Here is a 12384-nt window from a genome sequence, read left to right as displayed (position 1 = left end):
GTAAGTGAAAACGCTGACATGGCAAAAACCTGGGCAACAAAATGTTGCTCAGGAACTTATAAAAATAATTATCAATTATGTTGCGGAATTAAGGAAGACGAAAAGACAAATATCCTCCCCAACCAAAAAGTTTTTCCCACAAACCTCCAACCAAAAGAGTAACATAATATAAGAAATTATATTCTACACTTTGTGGACATATAAAAATTTGTTGATAAGCCGTCATTGTCCACCCTTCGTCACACAAGTCAAATCCTTGAAATCCAACCAAAAGCCCATATAATAATATACAGAAAAATCCCCATCGATTATTCTGATTTTGCGATAAAAAATTATTCAAATACATTTCAACTATTTTACAATTTAAACCAAGGAATCACATTCTGGAGATAAAATATACTCCAACCATAATAAAAAATACACCAATAATTTTATTACATGTAACAGACTCATTTAATAAAAAATGCCCTAATAAAAGAGTAAACACATAGCCTAAACTTACTAAAGGATAAGCTCTACTTAATTCAATCTTTGATAAAACATAAAGCCAAAATAATAAACTTAATCCATAGCACAATATGCCACTTAGCAAACGCATATTAATAAGTCCACTCATCAAAGTATAAAAACCCTCATCTTTATACCATATAACTTGTTGTACGCCCACTTTTAATAGATATTGAGCAAATGCACCTAACATTATACTAATCAAAGCAATAATATATACCATAATTACTAGCTGTACTATATTTAAAGTAACCATTCTATTTTCCGCTACGACAATTTTATCGGCTGTTTTTCAGCCGATAAAATAAAAATGTCCGTAAGAAAATAGTTTAGTTTTAACATTCCGATTTATAAAAACATGGCAGAAGAGCCTTCTTGTCGCAGTCCTTACCATGAAGAATACATTCAAACAAGTGCTTCAGGTAATCCTGAGGATCTATATCGTTCAACTTACAGCTTTCTATCAGGGAGAAGATGAATGCCGAGTTTTCTGCGGCTGCCTCACTTCCTATATTCATACAGTTCTTGAGCAGCAGCTTTACAGGTTTCATTCTTTGCTCACAGAGATTGTTGGATATTTCCGCTGAACCGTCCTTGAGGATATTTCTCAAGGATTTCCACTGGTTTATCGTGTAGTTCGCAGCCTTTCTTATCAGTTCGTTAGCCATGATCTTCGCATCCTGCATCATCATGACCACCTTATGATGTATACGTTCAAGAACAGGTCCCGTAAGTTTAAGTCTTTTTTCCTTTATCTTCTCACTGCTGAGTTTCATTGTGCGGAACAGGTCTTCATTCCTGAATAAATCACCGATAGAATCTATTATGTCCATCGCCGTCCTGTCTGATGGCAAAGCATCAACCCACAACCTCCTGCAGTGCGTCCAGCATCCTATATGAAGCACCTTTGAGCCTTCTCCGTCATACATTCTGTAAACCGTATATCCGTCTGTAGATATAGATCCCATAAAATGATCAAGGAAGGTCTTTGCCACATCAGATGCTCTGCTGCCGTTATTGTAATGATAATAAACCAACTTGACATGCTTTGCAAAGAAAGCCCATAAGTACTTTCTCCTGTAAGCCTTACCTTCCGGTGTTTCAACTCCAACGAGTTCGGTAGTCTCATCAACCATAAGGTATTTTGCCTGTTGTACAAACTTCTTGAAGACATCTTCCATAAACTCCCTAAGCCTGGAGATTCCGTTGTGGATATAGCTGTTCAGCGTGGTATTGCTTATATGGATGCCTTCTCTTGCAAGCAGTCTTATCTGTCTGTTCTCAGGCATGCTGAAGTCATATTTCAGACAAAGCAGACGGGCAAGCAGTTCAGGAGAGAAGATTCCTCCAAGGTTTTTCAAGGGATGCTCCATCGTGTTAGTGAAAGTGCCGTCTGCAAGCTTTACCCTTGCCACCTTGTACACATGTTCCACGTTATGGGCACGCACATGTTCTATAAACCTGTATTCCCACACATCAGCCATTCCGTTGCGGTTCATAAGCCTTGCACCATCCGGGAGTTGGTAATAGTCTTCTATTTCATGTACCACTACCTTGTCCACCTTCAGCCTGGTCTTTTCCGCACGTGGTGCGGTTTCCTTTCTTCTTGAAGGCTTGCTGTTCTGTGCTGTTGCGTTATCGGAAGAGGTATTGCCACCAGCTTCGTTACCATTGGCCTTATTATCATCATCACCTTTCTTGTCAGAACCGTCATATTCGGACTTCTCCATTGCAGACTTGTCAATGTTACGGTTGTTCAGCAGCCTTCTTTGCTCAGATGTACGGCCGAAACGGTGTTTCCTGCTGTCTTCAAGCTGAAGTCTGAGATTGGATATCTCGTTTGCAAGCATCATGTTCACCTCGTCTTTTGCTTCAAGCTGCTTCCTCATAAGTTCCATTTCTTTCCTGTAATGTTCAACCGTGGTTGATTGCTTTTCGAGGGATTCTTTGAGGTCATTGATTGTATCAATCAGAGTTTTTGAGTTCTCCTTGTTGGATTTTTCAATAGACTCAAGCCTCGCAATCAGTTCTTTATTCTGTTTGCGAAGCCCTGCTTTTTCCTCATTCGCCAGACCCAGCTGGCAGCAAAGTAACTCGTATGCTCTTTCATCAATCATGATATAAAGGTACGAAAAATCAGGCAGTTACGCAAACTTTTTATCGATTATTTTTGTATTATTCCATTGTAAATCAACGCCTTATTATTCATTCTTTAGGAGTTACATACATTCTGTCGACTACGATACTTTCCGTCAGGTAAGCCATGTCAGACCACTGTATCCGGTAGCATTTTGACACCTCGTCAAACACAGGTTTCTTGAACTTTCCAATGACAGGACGTTTCTCGTAAAGCACATAAAAACCGCGTTCGTAATGAAGTATCTTGACGACCTTCCGGTTACGGGACATGAACATATATACATTGGACGCATCACTAGGGTCAAGTGACATCTCTTGCCTTATACTTTCACACAAACGGAAGATGCCTTTCCGTAAATCCACATTACCGTTGAACAGGTAATAGTTCAGGTTAGCACTCAGTCCAAGCATATCATCCTATCATTTTATTAAGCAACAGACTCAGATCAAGAACGCTGGTGTTTCTCAGAAACAATGTCGCTCCAGATGTCAATTGCAGTTTCACCCACTTAATAGGAGGTTCGCCTTCCGGTTGTTTCACTTCCATCTTAACAGTTGGACTGTTGCAAGGTTTACCGGTTATCTGGACTTTAGCAACCTTGGGCTGATCAACCTGAACTGTCTTGCCTAACTTCTCGCTCCAAAGCTGATGACGTTGCCAGTTCATGAACTTGTCGTAGTTTACTCCATAATCCGCACAGAACTCGCGAAGATCCTTGGTCTCGCTGCATAACTGGTAGAGGTCATATACCTCCTGATAGTTTACTTTTTCTTTCGCCATAATCATTGTTGTTATTTGGTTATGGCGCAAAGGTAGGTTTGTGAATAATGTGCGTCAAGGCGGAAAATAGAATGCTTACATATTTAAAATACGAGTTCACTTTTCCACAAAAAAAATGAACTATACTAAGTTACTTTATATAATAACCATAATCTGCAAATTCTATTATCTCTTTATCTCCCGCACTATCACCATAAGCATATAAAATATAATTAGTTCGATCTGGTTCTTTTTCCAATAGACGATTTACTTTTTCCTGTCCGTAGCAATTCTTAGAAGAAAAATTACCTGTTAATTTTCCAGATAAATCTATTTCTATTTTTGTTCCTAATACATTCTGTACGCCATATTTTTGGCACCAAGGTTTTATCCACTCTTCTATACTTGCACTAATTACATATACTTTAGCCCCATTGCGTAAATAAGCATTTAACTTTTCAATTTGTATAGGATTTTTAATATATTCTATTTTTGATGCAAAATCAACACACAACATTTGAAATTCACTATAGCTTATTCCATGAAAAAAATAAGTAAAAAGAGCTTGCTTAGCCTTCCAATTTGGATAAATTTTCAATTTATAAGCTATCAAAATAGGAGAATTAAGTAAAAGTCCCATATAAAAAGAAAATTTCCCATGTGAGAATTTTATAAATTCAAGTAACGTATCTTTTGTAGTTAAAGTACCATCAAAATCAAAAACAACAATTTCTCTTTTATCCATAACCTAGAAATAAATAATTACCCAAAAGCACAGTATCCAACTAAGGATACATATTTGTATAAATAAGTCTTTCATTAATATTTTGGTTGGACTCCCACTTTTTACATCTACTATAGTCAATTGCAAATAACGCATTATACCAGCTAAAACAAAAATAGAAGTAACATATAAATAAGATGTATGCATACGCTCTATAACTTCATCCGACACTGTGTACATAATATAACATACCATTGTAACAGAAGCTATAATAGCAAGTGCCTGATTCATAAATTGTAAGTTATAACGATTTACATTTCGACGAACTTTCATACCCGTATCTTCATAGATAACAACATCATCACGCCGCTTTGCAAATGCTAAAAACAGAGCTAATAAAAACGTCATTAATACAATCCATTGAGAAATATAAATATTTGCGACTAAACCACCTGCAAAAATACGCAAGACAAATCCAATTGCTATAATAAAAACATCTACTATAGCTATCTGCTTCAATTTAATACAATAAGCAATATTTACTATTATATAAAAACATAAAATTTTCAAAAGGTAATGATGATTATCAATAGTGCCCAATATAGCTAAAAGTAACGATATCATAATACAAATTAAGGTTATCCAATACCCCTCCTTTCTTGATATCTTTCCACTAGCAATAGGACGTTTACATTTTTTAGGGTGTAGACGATCCGAAGCAACATCCCAAATATCATTAAAACAATAAACACTACTTGCTGCAAAGCAATAAGCAACAAAAGATATTATGCAAGGATAAATATACTCCCAGTCAACTAAATGCCGACTAAAGAATAAAGGTAAAACACTACTGTCCCGTAAAAGTGGATAATTAGTTCTTTGAAATTATTGAAATATAGTCAATTACGCGGTTTTTTAAAATGAAACGGACTTGATTTTGCAACTTTGCAGTCTAATACAAATGGCTGCTATGTTCCAAGACAAATACGTATTCTCTCAATTAACCGCTTTTCTGAACAGGACTCAGTTCAACAACTATGTTCGCAAGTATGATGGCAACAGATATGTGAAACATTTCACTTGCTGGAATCAGATGCTCGCGATGATGTTTGGACAACTGAGTAACCGTGAAAGCCTGCGAGACTTAATCGTTGCTTTCGAGGCGCATAGGGCCAAGCAATATCATCTTGGTTTAGGTCGTGAACCGATAGCCAAAACAACTCTTGCGACAGCCAACCAGAACCGTGATTACAGAATCTTCGAAGACTTTGCATTCTATATGATGAAGGAAGCCTGCGAGAAGCGGACGACCAACATCCTTGACATTTCCGGAAAGAAATATGCGTTTGATTCAACAACGATTCCGTTGTGTCTTGCAACATTCCCATGGGCAAAGTTCCGAAGCAAGAAAGGAGGGGTGAAAGCTCATGTCTTATACGACATTGAAGCACAAGTTCCTGCTTTCTATACCGTAACCACTGCTTCAGAGCATGATTCCACAGCAATGTCTTCAATCCATTATGAACCAAATGCTTATTATATATTCGACAGGGCTTATGACTCCTTTAAAGAACTCTATAGGATACATCTTACAGACTCTTTCTTTGTTGTCAGAGCCAAGACAAACTTAAAGTATAAGACAGTCAAATGGAAGCGAAGAATGCCAAAGAACATAATGACAGATGCGGAAGTGAAACTGACCGGATATCTCTCCGAGAAAAAATATCCTGAGTCATTCAGACTCGTCCGATATTACGACGAAGAGGATGACCGTGAGTTCACTTTCTTGACGAATGCAAAACAACTTTCTGCACTGGATGTCGCCAATCTTTATAAGAAAAGATGGTTAATCGAGCTGTTCTTCAAATGGCTCAAGCAGCATCTCAAGATAAAGAAATTCTGGGGCACAACAGAGAACGCTGTTCGCATACAAATCAGTGTGGCTATTATCACGTACTGTCTTGTGGCTATTGTCCAACATGATATGAAGTTGAAACGTTCAACCTATGAAGTTTTGCAAATTCTCAGCATATCATTGACTGACAAAACCCACTTGCGTGACCTGTTCGACAAGACTAATTTCAATGATGTCAAAGATCTAAATGATCCCCTGATTCCGGGGCTTTTTGATTAATTGTTTAACTCGTCCCATTTTAACGGGACACTAATGAAGGTAAAAATATAAATAAATTTTTGAGCCATTGATGTGGACGAAGAAGAGTAATAATATTTCTCATATAAGCCATAGTGATAAAATATAAAATTTTACAGTAAACATTTTAATGATATACATCTTATATCCAGTATTTTATTAAAATACATACGAATACACCTATAATATTTCTTTATTATTGAATTATAATTCATATTAAATTGGTAGTCTTAAAATGGGGAAAAGAGATTTGTTCTAGTAAGAAAGACTATCTTCTCTTAACCCTTATGAATATTATGCCATAAGTCCTCACCCCATAAAATCCATAATACACCTACCATAAATCCTAGAAATATAAATGCAATAAAAATCAAAGGTTTATTAGGACTGGAAGCATGTAATGGAACTGTTGCCGGCTCAACAACAGCAAATACAGGCTTAGCTTCCTGCACCTTAGCTCTAGCTACTTGTAATTGAGTTTCCACCTGACTGTACACTTGGTTAGTAATTGAAGTAGCATTTTGCAAACGTTCACTTTCTATTTTTACAGACTCTAGACTCATTCCCCGATTAGCATCCATAAATTTAGCATACCTCATTTGTGCATCATAATATTCTTGCTTCCTTTCATTACAAAGTTTTTCCAAATACTCACAATCCTCTTTTGCTTTTTTTATCCTGTAATTTGTTATATATTCCTGCAATTTGGCAACTGCAGTATCAGCTACTATTGCAGCCACCAAGGGATCTTGAAAAGTTACAATTATAGTAGTCATTTCTGACTTTTTATCAATCTCAGCTTTTAATGCTCCCCTCAAAAAATTTAATTTTCCTTCTTGTTTTGGAGTAAGATGAAATGGATTAATAGATGATTGAACAGAGTCTTGAGATTCTGTTTCAAATAATAAAGATTTCACTCCACTTATAGCTAAACTCGGAATTCTCATAATATAATTCCACCATGGACTTTTTTGTGTATCAATATAGTCAATAAGAGACTCTGAACGAACATCATCAAGTGTTTTTACACGGACATTAAATATCTCTAATAAAAAAGGACTTGATTTTATAATTTCGGGAAATAAGGTTACATTTAAAGCATCTTGTTCAATTCCAGCACTCAATCCACCTAATCCTAACATAGATGCCATTCCCGCCGCCATATTATTTCCTCCTGCTTTCCCTGATTCCGGTGAAAGAGTAACCTTAACTTGATATGTTTTAGGAATACTAAATGCTACAACCAATCCTAATATAGATCCTATACCAATGATTTTATAGAGCACTTTACGCTTTAACAATAACCGCTTTACTATAGCTGTGAAATCTATCTTTATTATTTCTTGCTCACTTCTTTCCATAATAGGGAATCTGTTTAATTATACAAAAAAAGAATTTGACATTACTAATCAATATCGTATTTTACTCTTTATTACTTCTATAATCTTATAAAAATATCTTAATGATAAAATCAATCTATTTGTGTAAATACTATTTTCTTTACATGCTTTTAAATGTTCTTTCATTATTAATATATTCGAGCTAATACCAGAAGTACTTGCCCCTCCAATACGCATAGTTACCATATCAATTGGTAAATATAATGTTTTTATTTTACCTACGAAAATAATCCGTAAAAGGAACTCAAAATCTGCAGCAATACGATAATCCGTTCTATATTTACCGTATTGATCAAAATATTTTTTTCTTAAATAAAAGGAAGGATGTGCTGGCATAAAACCTAAACGCATTAGATAAGGTCTAAATATTTTAGATGAGTAATACCTGATACATTTATGAAGATTATTTGGAGAAACAAAATGGACGTCACCATATACTGCATCTAATGTCTTGTCAGACAAAAATGATTGAGCAACAATCTGCAAAACAGAATCACTCGTAAAGAAATCATCGGAGTTCAATATACCAATCACATCACCACTAGCCATATCAATACCCTTATTCATTGCATCATAAAGACCTTTATCTTTTTCCGAAATATATTTAATCCGATCTCCAAATTGAGATTCATACATCTTCACAATATCAATTGTATTATCATTGGAAGCACCATCAACAATAATATATTCTATATTTTTATATGTTTGAGCCAAAACAGAAATAATAGTATCAGTCAGTGTTTCAGCACTATTATATGTTACAGTAATAAGCGATATCTTCATATACTATACTTTTTCATTCCATGCTTTATGATACAGCTCTACGACCTGATCATACATTCGCTCCCATGAAAAACGCTGAGCGTTAATAATTCCTTTATTAATTATTTGAAGACGCATAATATCGTCTTCTAAGATTTTTAAGCACCTATGTATCTCATCCACGGACAATTCGTGTATCAATAAGGAGTCATCTCCTATAATTTCAGGAATAGACGAAGCATTATATGCAATGACAGGACAACCTGCTTTTTGAGCTTCTAAAACAGGTATTCCAAAACCTTCATATTTAGATGGGTATAATAATACATATGCACAATTATAAAAAACATTTAGCTGTACATTATCAATTCTTCCTGTACAAAACACCCTAGTCATATCTTCAAAATGTTCTTTCAAAAAAGACTTTTCTTCATTAGAAAGAGGAGCACCTACAATAACTAAATTCAATTGAGAAGACGCAATAGCTTTAACCGCTAATGAGAAGTTTTTATATCCGTCTCTAGCTCCTACAAATAAAGCATAACTTCTAATAGGAAAAGGTAATTCATTCTTTTTTAAAGATAAAGTCGAAATTTTATAGTAATCATCAGAAACTCCATTATAGATTACCTTTATCTTTTTTTCATCAAATTCAGGTATAAAATGTAATAAGTCCTTTTTTGTTGCTTCTGATATACAAATTACATAGTCAGCTCGTTTTATCGCTCTTCTTTTTTGTAAGGAATGTACCCACTTTGATAACCCATAATTATAGTATTCATAAGTAAAGTCATGTACTGTAGTTATATTTATTGCTAAAGGATTAGATGAGGTACGATAATATGAAGAATGAAATATAAACTGTTCTTTTTCATTCGGCAAACGTAGATTTAAATATCTCACAAAAGGATTTCTCAAAATTCCTTTATTAATCATTTTATCTTCAATATATGATAATTTTGTAGAAAATATATTCTGATTATCATAATGAATACACGATATTAAAAAATGATCTCTAAATAAGCGAGAAAGTAGCTCATACCAAACGACTGAAATACCACCTGATTTTTGAAGAGAAAAAACAATATTATCAAGAATTATTTTCATCATAACTAACTTCTATTGATTTTTTACACAATAGTTTTTCAATGCTAAACAGTAAAAATGGAAATAATAAAAAATTATAGAATAACATTTTATTAACAATTGGAATACTATCTCGAAATAATTGAAAAGGTATTATACCGCAAATACAATAATAATATGTTTTAGTAAATAAAGTTCGTCCATTCAATCGCAAACTAGTTAAAAAAAAGCCAAGCAAAAATAAGACAAAACAACTACCTAAAATACCAAAATTAGCTATCAACGAAACTAATAAACTAGTAGCACCAAATGGATTATCATAATTAAGAGTTATTGGCTGAATAAATTCCGCTTTATTAGGAAATAATAGAGTAGGAACAAAATTCAAAAAAGAAGAAAAGAAATTATAGGGCATAGCAATAAGCGGTAATTCATTTGAAGAAAACATAGATTCCACACTTATCCAAGTAAAAACAGGCTCTGCAATACCGATATATAAAAAAGAATCTATAGAAAATCCACTATCTCCTAATCTCCAAATGCCAATAAATAAAAAAAACAATACAGCAATAAGCCCACCAACCAAAACTTTTTTAATAGAAATGACACCTTTATCCAAAAAATACAAAGTACAAGTTACACATGGAATTAATATATACATTCTTGATCCCATACCAAGTAATATAATAGAAAATTCTACCAATGAAGAAACTAAGTAAAGGTCAATAAAATAATTTTTTACATTTAATTTACCTTTACTATAAATATATAGAAAAAGAAAAACCATATTGATAGTAGAAATAGTCCCCATAAACCCATCGTCATATTCCACTAAATATCCTTGAAATAAATTACCAGCATTAGCCATTATTGTATATTGTCCTAAGAAAAAAAAGGGTAATGAAATAATGAATAAGTCTCTACTACTTATTATTAAATCAATAGATGGTTTACTCCTCTCCTTCTTTATAAATTTAAGAGGCAAAAAACTACCTAAATAAAAAGAGATAAAAAATATTGTAACAATAATACAATAACTCAAAACATAATCAAAACTAAAATATTGATATACAGATTTCATACCAGGATAATCACCAAACGCTCCTTGCACTACAATCCATAGAGGCAACAATAAATAATAGATAAAGCCTATCAAGAAAAGAATATTATGATATAATCTTATTTTCATAGAGGAATTATTAATTTAGCACCATAAAAAGCGTAAATCATGGTATTTAACTGTACATTTTATTGCAAAATAAAAATACTGTAATTGTGCCAATAAATACAGTAGCATTCCGCGAGTTTTCATATGAGTAAGACGTCCAAATTTCATCGCTTTAAAACGATTTAGTTTGCTATTAACCGAATCATCATAAAAGCCTAATGAATGATTCATTTGACTTGATAAAACAAATAATTCTCTATTCTCTCTACAATATTTATACATAAAATCATTATCCGTTTCATAAAACTTTAACTCTAAATTGTATCCTACGAATTTATGTTTCAAGTATTGACATCTAATAGCCATACCGCTATTGATCGCAGTAATATGCTTAGCTGGAAGAATCCCTAAATTAGGTCTTTTCCAATAAATTCCCTTAACGCCATAATTTTTTGATGGGCTAATTATCAAATTATGATGCTTAACTATAGGAAGAAATAAATTAATATCAGGATTTTCTGAGATTGCAATTAATAATTCCGAAAAATAGCCTTCAGGTATTATTGTATCATGATCAAAAATAAGCAATATATCATCATCATCACAATCCTGGTATATTCTAGTATATATTTCAGATAATGAAGTATTACATCCATCATTTCCATAAATTTTATGAGAGACAAATGAGCTTAAGAAATCCAACTCTACATTAGTAATCTTTATTGATGAATTATTCCATAATAGCAGTTGAACTTCAATTGCTATTTCACTAATATAGTTTTTTATAGATAAAATTGTTTCTGAGTCAAATGCCTTCTTATTATATAACACTACTAATATTCTCAACATATATATTTAGTTATTTCATTTTACTTAAAACAAACCTTATTGGAGCGAGTAATAATTTTCCCAATTTATATTCTCTAGAATTTAACAATTGTAAATATTCAAAACTATCAAGAGGCGAATAGAAATATCTTTTATATAAAAGAGAGTGATTTAGCCAAAGCTGTTTCCTTAAAAATTTATACTTAGTATCATCTAATTGTCTAGCCATAGATCTTTTCCTTATTCTATAATAAAATAGAATTTCATCTATTTGACAAACACTACATGTTGGATACCTTTCTAAAATTCCTAACCAAAAATCCCAATCTTCAAATCCATATTTCATATTTGTATTATATCCACCAACCATATTAAAACTATCACGATGATATAAAGCTGAACAAAAAATACAATTCACACCCAACATTTTCTCTAAAGAATATTTAGGCAATAACCATTCTCCTGTCTGCTTACCAAACAGTTTAGCCCTACAATACACAATCTTCACAGTAGAATCATTTGCAAAAGCATTTATAGCCCTCTCCAAATACGTTGGAGCTATTAAATCATCTGAGTCTAGAGGAAGAATATATTGCCCATTACTATTAACAATCCCATAATTTCTTGCAGCGCTCAAGCCTTTGTTTTCTTGTGAAAGATAGATAAAACGACTGTCTTTCTTTATATATTCTTGCGCTACTTGCTCTGTATTATCGTCAGAACCATCATTCACTATAATACATTCCCAATATGGATAAGTTTGTGCACTTACACTATCTAATGTCTCTGCAAGATAATTCCCCTGATTGTAGCAAGGAATAATAACTGATATTAATGGAAAAGTATTCATTATCTAAA

At 33.3% G+C, this 12384-nt stretch carries 13 protein-coding genes; 1 reads left to right on the top strand and 12 read right to left on the bottom strand.

Features of this window, described 5'->3' with window-relative positions:
• Positions 1-376 precede the first annotated feature (376 nt).
• From HMPREF1534_RS15080 to HMPREF1534_RS15105, 6 genes are all read right to left on the bottom strand, one after another.
• On the bottom strand, positions 377-763 hold the full coding sequence (locus tag HMPREF1534_RS15080) for an EamA family transporter (RefSeq protein ID WP_005937321.1): 387 nt from the start codon (positions 761-763) through the stop codon (positions 377-379).
• Positions 764-842: 79 nt separating this feature from the next.
• Positions 843-2624, bottom strand: coding sequence for an IS66 family transposase (gene tnpC / locus HMPREF1534_RS15085; protein ID WP_005936270.1), 1782 nt, complete (start codon positions 2622-2624; stop codon positions 843-845).
• 88 nt (positions 2625-2712) lie between these two features.
• Entirely contained in the window at positions 2713-3057 is a 345-nt protein-coding gene (tnpB, locus tag HMPREF1534_RS15090) for an IS66 family insertion sequence element accessory protein TnpB (RefSeq protein WP_005936267.1), read from the bottom strand.
• 1 nt (position 3058) lies between these two features.
• Complete coding sequence (locus HMPREF1534_RS15095; RefSeq protein ID WP_005936264.1) at positions 3059-3427, bottom strand: hypothetical protein; 369 nt, start codon at positions 3425-3427, stop codon at positions 3059-3061.
• Positions 3428-3557: 130 nt separating this feature from the next.
• A complete protein-coding gene (locus HMPREF1534_RS15100) occupies positions 3558-4151 on the bottom strand; it encodes an HAD-IB family hydrolase (protein ID WP_005937318.1) in 594 nt (197 codons plus the stop codon).
• 3 nt (positions 4152-4154) lie between these two features.
• On the bottom strand, positions 4155-4916 hold the full coding sequence (locus HMPREF1534_RS15105) for a UbiA prenyltransferase family protein (RefSeq protein ID WP_081619658.1): 762 nt from the start codon (positions 4914-4916) through the stop codon (positions 4155-4157).
• Positions 4917-5100: 184 nt separating this feature from the next.
• Here HMPREF1534_RS15105 and HMPREF1534_RS15110 point away from each other — a divergent pair, with 184 nt between their 5' ends.
• On the top strand, positions 5101-6264 hold the full coding sequence (locus HMPREF1534_RS15110; protein ID WP_005937314.1) for an IS4 family transposase: 1164 nt from the start codon (positions 5101-5103) through the stop codon (positions 6262-6264).
• Between the two features lie 296 nt (positions 6265-6560).
• Here the strand turns inward: HMPREF1534_RS15110 and HMPREF1534_RS15115 are convergent, their stop codons facing one another.
• The 6 genes from HMPREF1534_RS15115 to HMPREF1534_RS15140 are packed head-to-tail and all read right to left on the bottom strand — an operon-like array spanning position 6561 to position 12376.
• Complete coding sequence (locus HMPREF1534_RS15115) at positions 6561-7643, bottom strand: GumC domain-containing protein (RefSeq protein ID WP_005937312.1); 1083 nt, start codon at positions 7641-7643, stop codon at positions 6561-6563.
• 48 nt (positions 7644-7691) lie between these two features.
• Complete coding sequence (locus HMPREF1534_RS15120) at positions 7692-8465, bottom strand: glycosyltransferase family 2 protein (protein ID WP_005937303.1); 774 nt, start codon at positions 8463-8465, stop codon at positions 7692-7694.
• Positions 8466-8468: 3 nt separating this feature from the next.
• Positions 8469-9551, bottom strand: a complete 1083-nt coding sequence (locus HMPREF1534_RS15125) for a glycosyltransferase family 4 protein (protein ID WP_005937302.1) — start codon at positions 9549-9551, stop codon at positions 8469-8471.
• On the bottom strand, positions 9535-10719 hold the full coding sequence (locus tag HMPREF1534_RS15130; protein WP_005937300.1) for a hypothetical protein: 1185 nt from the start codon (positions 10717-10719) through the stop codon (positions 9535-9537). The genes HMPREF1534_RS15125 and HMPREF1534_RS15130 overlap by 17 nt, the downstream gene beginning before the upstream one ends.
• A 15-nt stretch (positions 10720-10734) precedes the next feature.
• Entirely contained in the window at positions 10735-11547 is an 813-nt protein-coding gene (locus HMPREF1534_RS15135; RefSeq protein WP_005937297.1) for a hypothetical protein, read from the bottom strand.
• A 10-nt stretch (positions 11548-11557) separates the two neighbouring features.
• Entirely contained in the window at positions 11558-12376 is an 819-nt protein-coding gene (locus tag HMPREF1534_RS15140; protein ID WP_005937295.1) for a glycosyltransferase family A protein, read from the bottom strand.
• Positions 12377-12384 lie beyond the last annotated feature (8 nt).

Source organism: Phocaeicola massiliensis B84634 = Timone 84634 = DSM 17679 = JCM 13223, from assembly GCF_000382445.1.
Classification (GTDB): Bacteria; Bacteroidota; Bacteroidia; order Bacteroidales; family Bacteroidaceae; genus Phocaeicola; species Phocaeicola massiliensis.
This window is presented reverse-complemented; position numbering and strand designations above follow the sequence as displayed.